The organism is Insulibacter thermoxylanivorax (assembly GCF_015472005.1).
In the GTDB taxonomy this organism is placed as follows: domain Bacteria; phylum Bacillota; class Bacilli; order Paenibacillales; family DA-C8; genus Insulibacter; species Insulibacter thermoxylanivorax.
Genome location: NZ_BMAQ01000031.1, coordinates 42,747 through 57,777, shown reverse-complemented (window position 1 = coordinate 57,777; position 15,031 = coordinate 42,747). Strand labels below are relative to the sequence as shown.

The window sequence follows — 15,031 nt, the reverse complement described above, 5'->3', positions numbered from 1 at the left end:
AGTATATGTGGTATATACCATAATATAACATTAAAGGAAGAGGTGAGATGGATGAAGAGAAAGTTTATGGCCGTATTTCTTTCGCTGGCGTTGGTGGTTGTAACGGGTCTTACCTTGCACGCTTCCTTCTCTGCCAATAACGCCGTGGCTTCCAAAGTCTCTGAGGTTGGCAATACCGCACTGCTGTCGGAGGATTCCAGCGGGACCCCGGAAGCAGTTTTAGCGGCTGCAGCCAGAGCGGCAACCAGGGCCGTAACCAAAGCGGCATTTTATGTAAAGGAAGCAGCGAAACATTATGCTGATGACCTTGATCGTGTTATGCGCGACGCATCGATGTATGTCATGGGGACAGACCTGGCTTCCAGCGATGCGAAGGTGATCGAGGAGATCTTTGACCTGGATTATTTTTACAGTTGTACACTTTTCAATTATAGCACTTCACGCCGGTCCCATTAATCCCATTTCAGCGAAGTTGCAGCCATTTCTTAACACTTATGTGATCCCGTTTTTCTATCAAAACTGGCATCTGTTTGCCCCGGACCCGATCACGACGAACTTCCGCCTTTTCGCGCAAGTCCGGTATATCGAAGCGGGAGAAGACGAACCAGTTGAAAGCCCCTGGATTGATGTGATGACACCTCTACTGGAGAAAAATGAAGAAACGCTGTTCTCTCCGCACAATCGCATGGTGCGCTTGGGGTTGGGGTATGTGCATGCTTTGCAGCTGGGCGGATATGACGAGCTTACCTACAAGATATTAAAAAAGGCAAGCGAGAAGGAAGAGCTGGACGCGCATATCGAGGAAAGTTTGCTGCAACAGGCGGAATTCCATGAAGATAATCTGTATCGCTATGTATCAGCCTTTGTCAAATCAGCTTTTCCAGATAAGGAGATTGTAGAGATTAGAATCATGACAGGACGCCAAGAAGCGGTGCCGTATTCCAAACGAAATGACGCGAATTACGAAGTCGAGGAGCATTACTCCATTCATGAATGGAGGGAGTTGGTAGACGATGTTCTCCCGTTACCGTGATTTTATGGTACATGAACGGTTTTTGATAGGGGCATCGTTACTTAGGATCAGTATCGGAATCATCATCCTGTACCAGTATTTGATCCATTACGGCCAGCGATATTTTTTGTTTAGTTCGGAAGGCGTCATGCCTTTTTACGAAGAACAGCCTTGGTCCCTCTATCATTTAAACCCTTCATTAGCCTATTTCGATTGGATCTATCATTTAGGTATTGTCGTCTGCATCATTTATCTGTTGGGTTATAAAGGCCGCGTTTTCACAGCTTTAAATTTTTTGTTTTATTATTCGCTTAGTCAACGTTACGGTCATCTTAGCGATGGCGGAGACAACATTCTGATCATCTGCATGTTCTTTCTGATCTTTGCCAACAACACCGCTTATTTCTCATTGGATCAAGCTCGTTTTCAACGGGATCGGGAAGCGAATCAAGATACGCTCAGGGGTCAATTTTCAGCCATGCTGCACAATTTTGCCGTCATATTCTGCATTGTGCAACTGTGCATTCTCTATTTCTTCTCCGGTATGTATCAACTGAAGGGCGAATTGTGGCACAATGGCACGGCCATTTACTATATTTCACAAGTCAAAGAATTCAGCAGACCCATGCTTCGCTATTTGGTTGATGAACATTTGTGGCTCACAGTGATCCTTACCTATCTCAGCATGTGGATTAAGATTGCCTTCCCATTTTCCATACTGAATAAGAAACTAAAACCCTTTATTGTCGCTGCTATGGTTGCGTTTCATCTCGGAATATGCATCGGTATGGGACTGTTAACGTTCTCGTTGATCATGATCGTGTTGGAATTGCTGGTATTCACGGATGAGGAGTATCGCAGCGGTTGGAAGCGGCTGCGAATATTCGGAAGAAAACTGCATCTCTCCTTTATGCGTGCGGGAAGGGCTTGGGGAAGAAGGCGGTTGGCGCCATATCAAATCCTTGTCTTCTATGATGGATGGTGTCCAATGTGTAGAAGGATCATGCGCAGCATGCGTCGGTTGGATTATTTTGGTCTGCTTAAGTTTACGAGTTTTCGGCATCCGCAAGTCATCGCACGTTACGGCTTGAATCCGCAAGAAGTAGAGAAGCGGATTCACAGCATGAAAGTAAGCGGCGTTAATGAGAAAAAAGCGGGTATTCATTCTATCGTACAAATCTGCACCCGGATCGTCCCGCTGTGGCCGCTGGTTCCTTTCCTGTATCTTTCGGGCAAAATCGGGATCGGTTCGATGGTCTATGATTACATTGCCATGAAACGCAAGCTGATTCCAGTCAATCATTGCGATGATTTTTGCGAAATGCCTCAAGTCACAATGGAGCGGTAAAGAGAGGGTGTTTTCTCGTGGGGGAGTGGATCCTACCTGCGGTAATCGCTTTGCTTGTGCTGTTGCTCTTGGCTATTGTTGCAGCGGTTGTTAAAGGCAGGGCAAAGAATAATGACGATGATTTTCTGGAATACCTTAAGAAAAATCCGGACAAGGTGTCCTGCTGTTATATCGAAAATGGTCAAACGATCATCTCATATTAAGCCGAACAGAAGATGCCTCTTGCCAGCGTGATGAAAATTATGATCGCCGTTGAGTTCATCAGACAAATAAGATCAGGCCGGATCTCCCCCGACCAGACGGTCGCATTGGAGGATCTGGAACGGTATTACATCCCGCACAGCGACGGGGGCTCTCACAAAAATTGGTTACGGGAAATCCATCAAGGCAAACAGGAACAGCGGAAATCTGTGACCTTGCAGGAAGTGGCGGAGGGGATGACCAAGTACAGTTCTAATGCGAACACCGAATATCTCATGGATGTCCTCGGTTTGGAGGCGGTTAACCGCACCGTGGATGAGATCTGCGGCTCAGAACACGATCCGATCTTCCCGATCTCTTCCGCCGGATTGGTCGGCACCTACCTGATGGACAAAGAACACATGAAGCTGCAAGCCGTGAGACAGCGGCTGGCGGATATGGATGCTGAGGAATATCAAGCCCTGGCAAAGGAAGTTCACCAGAAACTTTCAGAAGGTGATCACAAGCGATTCATCGAGCGTTATAACAACCGCACAAGTTTCGATCGCGAGCTTCAGCTCATCGAATCACGGAACATGCCCGCATGTACAACGCGCCTCTATGCCGAGCTGCTAGAACGGCTGGAACAATTGGAGTGGTTTGATGAGGAAGCCCGTCAGCAGCTTGAGCACTTGATGGGGCGCAAGGTGAGAGAAGGTTCGCCGTTTGTCCAATTATTGTACAAGGGCGGCTCAAGCATCGCGATTTCCAATGATGTGATGTATGTGAAGGATCGGACGGGAAATCGGTATTCTTTGGCTTTGTTCATCCATGACCCATCCGGCGGGCTAAAATGGACGAAAAAAAACCAAAGTCTTTTTGTTCAGCGGCTCTTCACGGACCCATCATATCGATCGCAGGTTGCCCAGGAACTGAAAGGATAACCGGAACCCTTGGAAGGAAGTGTTCTGTTGCTGGTTTTTAAGGCGTTCGCAGCCCCTCTTGTGCTCAATCTCTTGCTGTTGGTTCTGCGTCTGAAAAGTTGGAAAAACTGGCTTCTCTTAAGTTCGGTTACCTTTGCATGGACGATGTCTATGCTGATGTTTGTGGATTGGGCGCAGCTCAGTCAGTATTTGCGTGTTGGATTGGCATTGTTATTACTCATCGCCATTGGATGCTCAGCTTGGAAACATCGAGGCATGCCATGGTCTCGCAAGGATACGGTCAAATATGCATCCATAGGCCAATCGTTGTTACTTATCATTGGACTTCTTAATGCCTTGGTTGTGCTGCTGAGAATTCCAGGCGTGTATTGGCATCAACCTCCTGCAGAGGCGGCGGTTGAGATAGAATTTCCTCTAAGGGGCGGCGTATACAGCATATCCCATGGCGGCGCATCGACGACTCTTAATTACCACTATGCCTATCCTAACCAAACTTATGCGATCGACATCGTCAAGCTCAATGCGTGGGGAATGCGCAAAAAAACGATCTCGACTCCATCGAAACCCGAAGAATATGAAATATACGGTGAACCTGTATACAGTCCTGTCGATGGTACAGTGATCAAAACCATTGATGGGAAGAGCGACGAGCTTAAAGATGTGTTATCTCTGGATCAGGACGAAATCGCTAATATGGTGGTCATTGCACATGAAGATGTTTATATTATGTTACTGCATTTGCGAGAGGGGAGTATACGGGTCAAAGAGGGCGACACCGTAAAAAAAGGTCAATGGATTGCGAATGTTGGGAATTCTGGTATTAGCAGCGAACCGCACCTGCATGTACATGCTCTGAAAGGATTAGAAGAATCGAATGAAGGGCTCACTGGTTCGCCGATTCCTCTCTTGGTGGATGGGGTTTTCTTAAAGCGGAACGATTTGATCTTAGACGGAAAAATCATATTTCGATAGGGATATTGGTGGGATGGATGTGAAGAAGCTTACGATAGCCGTCTGCACGTTACTTGTTTTCTTGATGACAGCAGGCTTATTGCATATGATCCACGATAATCAAAAAAGAGCTTTGATTTGGCAGGAAGAGTGGATCGAAGGGGCGGGTCCGTATAAAATTGCCCAGATCCGGATAGAAGGACAGATTGCTGCCGGCGCGTTCGGTGATCAAATCATCTCCCAACTTAATGCTGCGCTTGAAGATGACCTTGTCAAAGGAGTAGTCCTGTATATTGACAGCCCGGGGCGGAGACGTAGTAACTTCCGACAACATCTATCGTAAATTGCTCGAAATCAAACATTCAGGTAAGAAAATTGCAGCCAGCATGGGGTCCATTGCGGCATCCGGAGGCTATTATATTGCGTCAGCGGCAGAGGAGATTTTCGCCAACCCTTCTACCGTTACCGGCAGCATTGGAGTAATCATCAGTTTTACCAACTATCAAGGATTGGGAGAGAAATTGGGAATCAGCAGTATCCATATCACCAGCGGAGAGAACAAGGTGTTGAGTGATCCATGGTCTGATTTTACGGAACATGCCGAAGAGATTTATCGCGATATCGTGGAAGATAGTTTTGAGCAATTTGTGCAGGTGGTCATGGAAGGAAGAAATATGAGCAAAGAGAAGGTATTAAACCTGGCCGATGGTCGTGTCTTTTCAGGCAAAAAGGCGAAGTCGCTCGGACTGATCGATCAATTCGGAAGTTTGGAAGATGCGGTGGATTATTTGAAAAATGAACTGAAGATACCCGATATTAAAGTGATTCGTTATGCGAGGAAAACATCGTTATTAGATGGAATAACAAACGCTCAACCTGTGCTGGATCAACCTTTGACGAATCTCATCGAGGAACTGATCGCGGCTCCGCCAAAAGTCATGTATTTGATGCGGTAGTTCAGAATAAAAGGTGTTTATGTGAAAGAGAGGTTCATACTTACATGGGAGAGCCCGTTCGGTATGCCGGATTTGTGGTTAGGGGTCTGGCTTTCTTGTTAGATATATCCTTCCTGTGGTCGCTGAAAGTCATTCTGATCGATACTGTTCTTGATCCCTCTGGTCTGACAGCTCAGATGAGTCTGGTATTGATGATTTCCCTTTATTTCTTTCTTCTCACCTCTTTGTTTGGTCAGACAATTGGTAAAATGATTATGGGAATCAAGGTGGTGCATCCTCTTACGGACAAACCTGCTTGGGAAGATGTGCTGCTGCGAGAGGTCATTGGCAAAGTTTCATCTGTTCTTATTTTGTTCGTCGGCCTGTTCATGATTGCGGTACACCCCAGGAAACAAGCGCTGCATGATCGGTTGTCCGGTTTGTGTGTGGTTTGGGATGATCCTTTGTTGACGGAGAATAATGGTGGCCGCTAGAGAGGATCAGCGGGCATTGCATGACCTGATGCATACATAATTTTAGGGGCTGTCCACTCAGTCACTCATGGCTGACTTGCTGGACAGCCCCTTGCTTTAAATGCAAGATGTCTACTCCACATTGTATTCAACTTTCAGCTTATACATCGGCTCACTGCCAGGGGCATTCGATATAACAGCACTTAATATAAAGCCAATCATATGGTTGCTAAGCTGCTCATCATAACTCAAATCCACTTTAGCCTGCTGCCAGTGACGGCCGTACCTCTTGTAGACATCTTCGAAAATCGTCGATCTAGAAAAGGAGTGAATCTGATCAGCTCGAACGGAATCATATAACGGCAAGGGTTCCTCTGATGGACCGAGTATTTGGATATGATCCTTAAAGTCATGTTCAATATCATAAGGCTCATCCCTGTCAGCCTGCAAATCAACCCTGGCTCCAATCCATTCTATGGAACTCTCGCCCCGATGATCCTGAATCACCGCATCCGATAAGAGATCGAAGGTAAACTTGCGCACATGTAATCCGCCATCCAGTTGGATCAGTTCTTGGGTATCCAGCACGTATTCGAAAGCCAATTCTTCTAAAGGGTATATCGAGATCTGCACCCCATGCACAACGGCGCGATCATCAGGAGGAACGACTTGGTGCGGAGGGATGAAAACCGAGATATTCAGTTTCGATCGTATACCGATTGGCTCCAAAGGATGACGGTACGAAAACAAAAGCTATGATTCCTGCGATGATTAGACCGCCCATCAAGAGAAAGTACCGTTTGCTGATCCGCTTAGTTCTCAATCAAAATTCACCCCCCATCTCCGAATTACCTCCTATAACCACATTATAGGATACATTGGATAAATTGTTAAATTTAATAAAAGAAAGTTTTTTAGTCCAGAATAGGAACCGCCTTTCTATAAGAATTTATCAAGTTCTATCACAAGATCTGGCAAGATCCGTTAGACAGCTTTGAAGGAATAACATGAAAAAAACGCCGGTCCTTGAGGATCGGCGTTTTCATTGGACGCCCAGCATGGGCGCCTCGATGGTGTGTTACATGAAGCCTTATCCACTTATCAAATCTGGTGAAACGGACTAGTGCGGCATTTGGGCGTACAAGGAGCCATTGCTAGTGATCCTTTCCGTTCAGCTCCCAGTTCTTCACCCAGCCGTCCACCACTTGTACTTCCAACGTCTGGCCGCCCTTCATGAATTTGAAGATGCCGTTGTCGAAGTCGGTACCCACCTCTTTGTAGAAGATCCCGTCATATACCTGTTCTTCGTCAGTATGGTCAAAGCACAGACGCAGTCCTTCTTCCTCTTGCCGAAGATACGCGCGAATGCCCCGTTCGTAGTGACCTGCCTGTTCCTTCAACTCGCGAGGAACCGATACGATATGCAAGTCAACGAAGGGAATCTCCTTCAGCAGAATATTGATGAAAGAACGCTTCGTAATCTCTTCCCAACGGCTGTGGGCCGTCTGACCAATGACGACTTGGGTTACGTTCTTCTGCTTGGCCACTTCGCCAATCACTTTGGCAACCGGCCGTTTCTCGTTGTATTTGATCATGAACTCGCCGCCGTACTCCTTGGCAAGTTCTTTCCAACGGTCTACATAGCGGACCTTCTCAATGTCCCATTCATTCTCCGGCTGCGGATCTACCGTAAGGATCGTCAAGGGACACTGCAGCAGCTTTGCAATCTTGCCGCCGCGCTTGATGAGCCGCTCCCCGTTGGGGCCGTAATACACGCAAACGAGTATACTCTCATCCATCCGGGTTTGTTTCAATTTATCAGTTCACCTCGGTATCGTTTTTTCCTGTTCAGGCATTGGCTGGCATACGAGGTTGGAAGGGAGATGTTCAGGATCTTGCATGGAACATTCCCGCCAAGACCAACCCGTTATGAAATCATAATTTTATATTAGGTTACAACCAAAGCCAAGTCCTGTCAACGAGATGAAACGCGCATTTGTGCTTTGCCCTTATTATACGAGGAAGCGGATTTTCTCTCCAAGGATTAAAGATCGACCCGCTCGAAGCGTTTGGCAGCCAGATGATAAGCAGCGAACATCGCTCCCGCATAGACGGAGATGCCGATCAAGAGCAGGGGCAGCTGCCGCAGCATCATATCCGTGCGGTGCTGTCCAGCCATGTGAAACCTGAACATTCGCAGTTATTTTTATCGTATGCATAAGCTTTATGGTGTTTTTTCTTCTGCAAACAACTCCCGTTCCTTCCACTTGCCAAAGCGATAATACCCAAAAGCCACCATGCTGCTGATGACGAAGCTGATGCCGATTCCGTACCCGATCCCCCGTTCCCCGAGGAGGTTCGCCAACAGGTACGTCAAGGGATAGCGCAGCACCCAGAACGAGATGATATTCAGCACTAAGACCTGGAACATCGCTCCGGAGGCGCGAACGATCCCGTTCAGCACGAAGTTAATGCCCAGAAAAGGATACAAAAAAGCAAGAATCCGCAAATAATCTGAGCCGAATCGCAGGGCCGTCTCCTCTGCCACGAACAGGCGAATGCCTATGTCTGCGAAGGAGACGAGCAGCACGGCTGTCGACAGCATGATGCCGAGATTCAGCATTAAGCCGTACTTGGCGATCTGATGCACACGCTGCCACAGCTTGGCTCCGATATTCTGACCGGCCATGCTGTTCACGGCCATGCCCAAGGCTTGTGCGGGGATCATCAAGATGCTGTCGAGCCGCTGGGCCGCACCGTATCCTGCCACCACGCCCTCGCCGAAGCTGTTGACAACGCTCATGATCGCCATCGATCCCGCGGAGATGACCATCATCTGCAGGCCCGCTGGAATGCCGAGGCGAAAGATCAATTTGATCTCGGAAAGCTTGGGCAGATGCGGCACGGTAAAGGGCGCCAAGCGCCCCCGCAGGATCACGATCAACCCGTAGATGAAGGCCAAGCTCTGAGAGAGAACCGTTGCATAGGCAGCGCCTTGGATGCCGAGATGAAAGCCGGATATAAACAGCGGGTCCAGCACCGCATTCAGCACCACCGCTGCGAAGACGAAACGAAGCGGTGTGCGGCTGTCCCCGAGGGCGCGCAGCACCGTGCTGATGAAGTTATAGCCGAATACGAACAACACGCCTGCGAAATTGATCTGCAAATACACCGCTGCCTCCGGCATAAGGGCTTGCGGCGTACCCATCCAGGCCAGAATCGCTTCTGAAGCAGCAAAGCCAACGGCGCCGAGGGCGAGAGCAAGCAGGGACATAAGGACGACGAAGGCATTCAAATACCGCTTCAATCCGCTTTCGTCCTGCTTTCCCTTCTGCTGTGAGAGAATGGTGAGCGCCGCGTTGTTGAAACCCAAGATAAAAGAAAGAACAGTAAAAATCACCGTACCCGAAACAGAAACTGCGCCAAGGGCATTCGCGCCTAGGAGGTTGCTCACCCACAGGCTGTCTACGAACTGATAAGACACTTGCAATAAGTTCGCGAGCATCATCGGTACCGAGAACGCGATCAGCGGCTGCAGGATTTTCCCTTCTGTAAATTGCTGCTGTTTGATGGTGCTTCATCCTTTCCGCTTGATGTCCATTATTAATGTAGCATATTCCGGCGGTGTGGGGAGGATCAGCTGCGGCCTGCGGTACGGATGGAGCTGACGCCCGGGCAGAGGCTGATTATGAACCCTGGAACAGGATTGAGGATTATGGAGATTTGATGTCTATTTGGACAACAAGTATTTTTGCAGCGAAACCTTGGAGGCCCAGGAGCAGACGTGATGCATGGGCGGTTTTGTACGATTTTTAGGATAAACAACTTGGATCAACTCAGGTTTTACGGATTTTGTCCTATTTTTCGGACAAAAACCACCCTCAGGGTTCCCAGTTGCCGCTTTTTGTACGACTTTTACGATAAAAATGCTTATATAAACTCTTTCTGCCATTCTTATATACGACTTTTAGGACAAAATTCGGATTTGATTATTTTAAGGAAATCGCCGTGTTTACATGTTTTGTGCACCGCCATGCGTGCAACTTTTGCAACCGCCGGTCGTCTAAGATATTGTAAGTAGAAGATCTATTAAATCGACTAATAGACTCGGAATATCAAAAATGACAACTAGAACAACTAGAAAGAAGATGCCAAATGAACAACTTCCTTCATTCACCTCGGACAGACCAACCTTCATCCAGGGTCACGAAGATGAGAGGGCGCAAAGCTGGCAGCAAACGGCGCACCGTCCTCTACTCCCTGCTCACATGCGCGGTGTGGTGCGGATTGGCCTATGGCGGATATGAACTGGCCGCTAATAAGATGCAAGCGCAGCAGGCGGAGATTGAAGCCAAGCTGCTTATGCACATCGAAGAAATCCGTTCAGAAAGCAATGCCAGAATCGATGATCTGCATGCCGAACTGGATGAATTAACGGCGATCATGACCGATGTCTCCGAGAAAATCGAATCGATACGAGAAGAATTGCAGATGACCAGCGAATCCATCACCGGCAATGATGATACAAGACTTGCGCTGCAAGCACAGATTCATGCATTGGACAAGCAGTTGGAAGAACTAAGAGCAGCGATAAGGAAGTTAGAAGATGCAGCGCGGGTTTATTAGACTGCAGCTTTTCTTTCTGCTGCTTGCGGCGCCGGCAGTGGGATTCTGGATCGCTCTCCAATCCTATGGCACTGATCTGCGGTTAGACAATGCATCCTCACTCGTATCGACGATCGAGTCAGAAGAACGTGTGCAGCGATTGCGGCAGCAAATGGCTGAGTCACAACCAGCTCTGGACGCGATCTCCGCATCGCTGACAGCGATTTATGAGACGGTCGAGGCGGAAAAAGCAGGATATGCTGAGACCGGTGCGCTGATCTCCAACTTGATCGCAGCCAGTTCGGAACAGATCTCACAGACGCAAGATGTTCTCGAAGAGATTCTATCCAATAAGCTGGGTGAACCGATCGGGCAAACCTTTGGCAAGCGCGCAACGGTGAAGGTCTATTCCTTGCAGGAGGCTGGATACCGCGGGTATATGGCCAAGATTAAGCTGCATGATCCCTCCGCACTCAAATTGGTGCTCGCTCACGATCAGATTAAAAGCAAAGGCGAAACGACGAGTCAAGCGGCAAAACGAACGGGTGCGGTACTCGCCGTCAATGCCGGCGGTTTCCATCGCACCAGCGACGGCATGATCGTTCCTTTGGGCACCACCGTCGTTGATGGTGAGATCCGCACTTTTTCCGATAACCCAGATGTAAGTTTCGTTGGCTTCAACAAGGACGGACGCCTTGTCGGCGGCCGGATTGAGTCGCGTGAACAATTAGAGACCATGGAAGTCCAGCAAGGTGCGAGTTTCCTGCCGACATTGCTGGAAAACGGCAAGAAAAAGGCGATCCCAAGAGACTGGGCCAATAGACGGGAGCCGAGAACGATGATCGGGCATTTCTCCAATGGAGATCTGTTGTTCATCGTCATCGACGGCCGCAGAAAAGACTGGAGCAGCGGCGTGACCTTGGAAGAAGCGCAGGATAAGCTGCTTGAGTTCAATGTGACGGACGCATACAACCTTGACGGCGGCGGGTCAAGCACTTTCTACTATGATGGCAAAGTATTGAATAAACCCTCTGGCGGAGCAGAAAGACGAGTGGCGACGAATTTAGTCATCCTTCCATAAGTCGTTACTTGTCAAGCTCGTCAAACTAGTCCGCATAAAAGTCCAAGTCCCCACATAGACATGAACTAGTCAAGCGATTAATGAGCAAAGAGGGGATGATGGAATGCGCCGGATCACGTGGCTTGCGGCCGTCGTAATGAGTGCGGTACTTATCTTGGCAGGATGCGGTGAGAAGAGTGAAGCGGATGTTGTTCGAGAACTGGAACAGATGATCGATCGGATGAACAGTTATGCTGCAGAAGGATCGATGATCCTCCACTCGGGTGAGCAGCCGCAGGAATATCAGTTGTCTGTCTGGTTTCAGAAACCGGAATTCTATCGGATCGCGATTACGAACAAACAGAAGAATGTTACGCAGATCGTGCTCAAAAATGAAGAAGGAGTCTTCGTCCTGACCCCTCATCTTCAGAAGAGTTTCCGTTTCCGCAGCGATTGGCCGAACACTCAAGGACAGATCTATCTCTACCAAACGCTTCTTCGCAGCATCGTCGACGACCCGGAGCGGGCGGTTACGAAGGACGGGGAGCATTATGTCTTCGATGTGAAGGCGAACTATCAGAACATGGCCCTGCCCAGGCAGAAGATCTGGCTCAAACAGGACGGCTATGCGCCGATTCATATCGAGCTGCTCGATGAGAACGATAAGCCGATTGTCACTGTGGATTTCAGCAGCTTCGAACTGAATAAGAAATTTGAAGCGACGAACTTCGATATGAATTGGAATCTGACGAGCTGGAATATCACCACATTGCCTGCCATGTCGCCCATGCCCGGGGCGGATCAGCTGAGCGAAGAGATCAAGGCGCAGCTGAGCGGGGACTTCGGCATCATCTATCCAGCCTATGCACCGGCAGGAGTTGAGCTTGTCGATGTACAGGATGTGCAGCTCGGTGAGACGGATGCGGTGCTCCTGCAGTATGCAGGAGGGGACTATTCCTACACGATTCTGGAGTCCCGACCGCGGGATACGGCCGTATTCGTGCATGAGACGACCCTGGTGGATCTCGAATTCACGATGGGGATCCTCACCGGAGAGGAACATAAAACCTTGATCTGGCTGGAGGATGGTGTAGAATATAGGATGACTACGAGTACGCTGCCGACGGAAGAGATGGTGAAGATCGCTCAATCCGTACAAGGCCAAACAGGAAAATAAATCCTCAACCCACCATTTACCGAGCGCAAAACGCTCATCCTGCGTTGACACCGCTTTGGATTACGATTACCATAATACCATTGGATATCGGATCGTATGCAAACTGGCATAGTCAGCAGGAGAAGGCGCGGGGGTGGTTGGATGAAAACTTACTACCGCCCGACGAGGGCGGTAATTTCGCTTGATGCACTACGGCACAACATCGCTGAGTTCCGCAGACATGTGCCCGAGCGAATCAGGATCATGGCCGTCGTGAAGGCGAATGCTTATGGTCATGGTGCAGTGCAGACGGCCAGATACGCGTTGCAGTGCGGCATAGACTATATCGGCGTTGCATTCCTCGACGAAGCCATCGAGCTTCGGGATGCAGGGATTACAGCGCCGATCCTCGTCTTGGGTTATACGCCGCCTGAAGGACTTAGGACAGCAAGAGATCGCGATATTGCGGTGACGGTATACAGTGAGGATATCGTCGAAGCGCTGCGATCGATGGCCTACGATCCGATCAAGGACCGCAAATTGAAAGTACATGTGAAAGTGGACACCGGAATGGGGCGCATCGGCGTGCCTGCAGATGATACGGGAGTCGCGTTTATCGAACAGGTGCATGCCCTGCCGGGAGTAGAATTAGAAGGATTATTCACCCATTACGCTTGCGCGGATGAACGGGACAAAACCTATACCATGGAGCAGCATACACGCTTTCGCCGCATCGTGGACATTTGCCGCGAGCGCGGGATCAACATCCCGCATATTCACGCCGGCAACAGCGCAACAGGGATCGATTGTCCGGAGCTGACCTTCTCCATGTTACGTCTCGGCATCAGTATGTACGGGTTGTATCCGTCGGAAGAAGTGTTCAAGAGCCGCGTGCATCTGAAGCCCGTCATGAGCTTCGTCACCGAGGTTGTGATGGTGAAGACCCTGCCCCCGGGATCCGGTGTCAGTTACGGCGCTGCTTACCGCACCTCGGGGTATGAGACGATCGCCACCCTGCCCGTTGGCTATGCAGATGGGTATACACGGCTCCTCAGCGGCAAAGCGCAGGTGCTCATCCATGGACAGCGCGCGAACATCGTCGGACGCATCTGTATGGACCAGTGTATGTTAAACGTATCAAACATTGAAGATGTTGCACTAGGCGATGAAGTTGTATTATTTGGCAGCCAAGGCGATGCGCAGCTGCATGTCGAAGAGCTGGCCGAACATCTTGGTACGATTAATTACGAGATCCCTTGCATGATCTCGCACCGCGTACCTCGGGTATATACGCTGAATGGTGAAGTCGTCCATGTGGACAACGACCTCATCAAGATGCCATATGCTCAGGAATGATTTACCACGTTGTGATTTTGCTATTTTAAGAGGAAAAAATACAAAAACATCGAATATGATTAATTTAGAACTGGTGCCGTATGGAGGATATAACATAATTGATATACGGCAAGCATATATTTGAAATTGTATAAATTGGCGGCAAACATATCATACTGGTAATATTGACCGTATTCGTTAGTGGAGGTGCTCATTCGGTGGCCAATTTGCATAATACGAAGCGCATAATGATTAGCCTGCCCGAATATTTGCTGGAGGAAGTGGATGGAATCGTACAGGAAGAGAAAGTGAATCGCAGCGAGTTAATTCGTCAGGCTATGAAGCTTTATCTAGTCGAGCGGAAGAAGCGCAATCTGCGCGAATCCATGCAGCGTGGATACATGGAAATGGCCAAGATTAATCTGAGCATGGCATCGGAGGCGTTCCAGGCGGAAGAAGATGCGGGTACGATTCTGAACCGCTTAGTAAGCGGGGTGTGATGCGATTGATCGTCAAAAGAGGAGATGTATTCTTCGCTGATCTTTCACCGGTCGTCGGCTCGGAACAAGGCGGCGTGCGGCCGGTACTCGTCATTCAGAATGATATCGGCAACCGGTTCAGTCCGACGGTGATCGTCGCAGCGATCACAGCGCAGATCCAGAAGGCGAAGCTCCCAACCCATGTTGAGATTAATGCGGAGGAGCACGGATTTGACCGGGATTCGGTCATTCTGTTGGAGCAGATTCGTACGATTGATAAGACGAGACTCACGGATAAGATTACTCATTTAGATGAGGCGATGATGCGCAAGGTGAACGATTCGTTGCAGATCAGTCTTGGTTTGATTGATTTCTAGCACAAACGATTGCGCATATTTACATATGAAGGATGAGGAAGAGGAGGCGGGAGCCTCCTTTTTGATTATCTGGATCTGCATGGAGCAAATTGTGCGCTGTGAAGGACAAGTGGTATAATAAGTCAGGTCTTACGGTCTATGGGCCGTGGAGAGGCAAACGGAAACAAAAAGATGGA

Annotated in this window: 19 protein-coding genes; 15 read left to right on the top strand and 4 right to left on the bottom strand. The window is 48.9% G+C overall.

What is annotated here, in order from left to right; all coding sequences use genetic code 11:
- Positions 1 to 51 precede the first annotated feature (51 nt).
- Genes PRECH8_RS11335 through PRECH8_RS11295 form a run of 9 tightly spaced genes read left to right on the top strand, consistent with a single transcriptional unit; the run spans position 52 to position 5,864 of the window.
- On the top strand, positions 52 to 456 hold the full coding sequence (locus PRECH8_RS11335) for a hypothetical protein (protein ID WP_200967213.1): 405 nt from the start codon (positions 52 to 54) through the stop codon (positions 454 to 456).
- Positions 392 to 1,033, top strand: a complete 642-nt coding sequence (locus PRECH8_RS11330) for a DUF5819 family protein (protein WP_207161795.1) — start codon at positions 392 to 394, stop codon at positions 1,031 to 1,033. The genes PRECH8_RS11335 and PRECH8_RS11330 overlap by 65 nt, the downstream gene beginning before the upstream one ends.
- Positions 1,014 to 2,360, top strand: coding sequence for a DCC1-like thiol-disulfide oxidoreductase family protein (locus tag PRECH8_RS11325; protein WP_200967211.1), 1,347 nt, complete (start codon positions 1,014 to 1,016; stop codon positions 2,358 to 2,360). The genes PRECH8_RS11330 and PRECH8_RS11325 overlap by 20 nt, the downstream gene beginning before the upstream one ends.
- Positions 2,361 to 2,377: 17 nt before the next feature.
- Complete coding sequence (locus tag PRECH8_RS11320) at positions 2,378 to 2,563, top strand: hypothetical protein (RefSeq protein ID WP_200967210.1); 186 nt, start codon at positions 2,378 to 2,380, stop codon at positions 2,561 to 2,563.
- Positions 2,564 to 2,575: 12 nt separating this feature from the next.
- Positions 2,576 to 3,484 carry a serine hydrolase gene (locus tag PRECH8_RS11315; RefSeq protein WP_276569111.1) on the top strand — a complete coding sequence of 303 codons (909 nt, stop codon included), beginning with the start codon at positions 2,576 to 2,578 and terminating at the stop codon, positions 3,482 to 3,484.
- A 27-nt stretch (positions 3,485 to 3,511) separates the two neighbouring features.
- Positions 3,512 to 4,456 (top strand): M23 family metallopeptidase, encoded by a 945-nt coding sequence (locus PRECH8_RS11310; RefSeq protein ID WP_200967208.1) that lies wholly within the window; start codon positions 3,512 to 3,514, stop codon positions 4,454 to 4,456.
- A 13-nt stretch (positions 4,457 to 4,469) separates the two neighbouring features.
- The gene (locus PRECH8_RS11305; RefSeq protein WP_200967207.1) at positions 4,470 to 4,778 is read left to right on the top strand and encodes a Clp protease/crotonase-like domain-containing protein; all 309 of its coding nucleotides are present in this window, start codon (positions 4,470 to 4,472) and stop codon (positions 4,776 to 4,778) included.
- On the top strand, positions 4,729 to 5,391 hold the full coding sequence (sppA, locus tag PRECH8_RS11300) for a signal peptide peptidase SppA (protein WP_200967206.1): 663 nt from the start codon (positions 4,729 to 4,731) through the stop codon (positions 5,389 to 5,391). The genes PRECH8_RS11305 and sppA overlap by 50 nt, the downstream gene beginning before the upstream one ends.
- A 44-nt stretch (positions 5,392 to 5,435) precedes the next feature.
- Positions 5,436 to 5,864 carry an RDD family protein gene (locus PRECH8_RS11295; RefSeq protein WP_200967205.1) on the top strand — a complete coding sequence of 143 codons (429 nt, stop codon included), beginning with the start codon at positions 5,436 to 5,438 and terminating at the stop codon, positions 5,862 to 5,864.
- A 111-nt stretch (positions 5,865 to 5,975) separates the two neighbouring features.
- Here PRECH8_RS11295 and PRECH8_RS11290 read toward each other — a convergent pair whose 3' ends face one another.
- From PRECH8_RS11290 to PRECH8_RS11275, 4 genes are all read right to left on the bottom strand, one after another.
- On the bottom strand, positions 5,976 to 6,476 hold the full coding sequence (locus PRECH8_RS11290; protein ID WP_200967204.1) for a hypothetical protein: 501 nt from the start codon (positions 6,474 to 6,476) through the stop codon (positions 5,976 to 5,978).
- Positions 6,477 to 6,997: 521 nt separating this feature from the next.
- Entirely contained in the window at positions 6,998 to 7,642 is a 645-nt protein-coding gene (locus PRECH8_RS11285; protein ID WP_200967229.1) for an adenine nucleotide alpha hydrolase family protein, read from the bottom strand.
- Between the two features lie 245 nt (positions 7,643 to 7,887).
- Complete coding sequence (locus PRECH8_RS11280) at positions 7,888 to 8,037, bottom strand: hypothetical protein (RefSeq protein ID WP_200967203.1); 150 nt, start codon at positions 8,035 to 8,037, stop codon at positions 7,888 to 7,890.
- A 30-nt stretch (positions 8,038 to 8,067) separates the two neighbouring features.
- Positions 8,068 to 9,414, bottom strand: a complete 1,347-nt coding sequence (locus PRECH8_RS11275) for an MATE family efflux transporter (RefSeq protein WP_200967228.1) — start codon at positions 9,412 to 9,414, stop codon at positions 8,068 to 8,070.
- 641 nt (positions 9,415 to 10,055) lie between these two features.
- Here PRECH8_RS11275 and PRECH8_RS11270 point away from each other — a divergent pair.
- From PRECH8_RS11270 to PRECH8_RS11245, 6 genes are all read left to right on the top strand, one after another.
- On the top strand, positions 10,056 to 10,469 hold the full coding sequence (locus tag PRECH8_RS11270) for a hypothetical protein (protein ID WP_200967202.1): 414 nt from the start codon (positions 10,056 to 10,058) through the stop codon (positions 10,467 to 10,469).
- A complete protein-coding gene (locus PRECH8_RS11265; RefSeq protein ID WP_200967201.1) occupies positions 10,450 to 11,529 on the top strand; it encodes a phosphodiester glycosidase family protein in 1,080 nt (359 codons plus the stop codon). The genes PRECH8_RS11270 and PRECH8_RS11265 overlap by 20 nt, the downstream gene beginning before the upstream one ends.
- 103 nt (positions 11,530 to 11,632) lie before the next feature.
- On the top strand, positions 11,633 to 12,685 hold the full coding sequence (locus PRECH8_RS11260) for a LolA family protein (RefSeq protein WP_200967200.1): 1,053 nt from the start codon (positions 11,633 to 11,635) through the stop codon (positions 12,683 to 12,685).
- 141 nt (positions 12,686 to 12,826) lie between these two features.
- Positions 12,827 to 14,020 (top strand): alanine racemase, encoded by a 1,194-nt coding sequence (gene alr, locus PRECH8_RS11255; RefSeq protein WP_200967199.1) that lies wholly within the window; start codon positions 12,827 to 12,829, stop codon positions 14,018 to 14,020.
- Between the two features lie 197 nt (positions 14,021 to 14,217).
- Positions 14,218 to 14,499, top strand: a complete 282-nt coding sequence (locus PRECH8_RS11250) for a CopG family ribbon-helix-helix protein (RefSeq protein ID WP_276569110.1) — start codon at positions 14,218 to 14,220, stop codon at positions 14,497 to 14,499.
- Between the two features lie 5 nt (positions 14,500 to 14,504).
- Positions 14,505 to 14,855, top strand: coding sequence for a type II toxin-antitoxin system PemK/MazF family toxin (locus PRECH8_RS11245; RefSeq protein WP_200967198.1), 351 nt, complete (start codon positions 14,505 to 14,507; stop codon positions 14,853 to 14,855).
- Positions 14,856 to 15,031 lie beyond the last annotated feature (176 nt).

What these genes read in the sequence shown, in the direction of transcription:
- PRECH8_RS11295 (WP_200967205.1), top strand. Translation starts at nt 5,436, where the DNA reads ATGGGAGAGCCCGTTCGGTATGCCGGATTTGTGGTTAGGGGTCTGGCT.
- PRECH8_RS11325 (WP_200967211.1), top strand. Translation starts at nt 1,014, where the DNA reads ATGTTCTCCCGTTACCGTGATTTTATGGTACATGAACGGTTTTTGATA.
- PRECH8_RS11315 (WP_276569111.1), top strand. Translation starts at nt 2,576, where the DNA reads ATGCCTCTTGCCAGCGTGATGAAAATTATGATCGCCGTTGAGTTCATC.
- PRECH8_RS11280 (WP_200967203.1), bottom strand. Translation starts at nt 8,037, where the DNA reads ATGTTCAGGTTTCACATGGCTGGACAGCACCGCACGGATATGATGCTG.
- PRECH8_RS11305 (WP_200967207.1), top strand. Translation starts at nt 4,470, where the DNA reads ATGGATGTGAAGAAGCTTACGATAGCCGTCTGCACGTTACTTGTTTTC.
- PRECH8_RS11285 (WP_200967229.1), bottom strand. Translation starts at nt 7,642, where the DNA reads ATGGATGAGAGTATACTCGTTTGCGTGTATTACGGCCCCAACGGGGAG.
- PRECH8_RS11260 (WP_200967200.1), top strand. Translation starts at nt 11,633, where the DNA reads ATGCGCCGGATCACGTGGCTTGCGGCCGTCGTAATGAGTGCGGTACTT.
- alr (WP_200967199.1), top strand. Translation starts at nt 12,827, where the DNA reads ATGAAAACTTACTACCGCCCGACGAGGGCGGTAATTTCGCTTGATGCA.
- PRECH8_RS11270 (WP_200967202.1), top strand. Translation starts at nt 10,056, where the DNA reads ATGAGAGGGCGCAAAGCTGGCAGCAAACGGCGCACCGTCCTCTACTCC.
- PRECH8_RS11335 (WP_200967213.1), top strand. Translation starts at nt 52, where the DNA reads ATGAAGAGAAAGTTTATGGCCGTATTTCTTTCGCTGGCGTTGGTGGTT.
- PRECH8_RS11265 (WP_200967201.1), top strand. Translation starts at nt 10,450, where the DNA reads ATGCAGCGCGGGTTTATTAGACTGCAGCTTTTCTTTCTGCTGCTTGCG.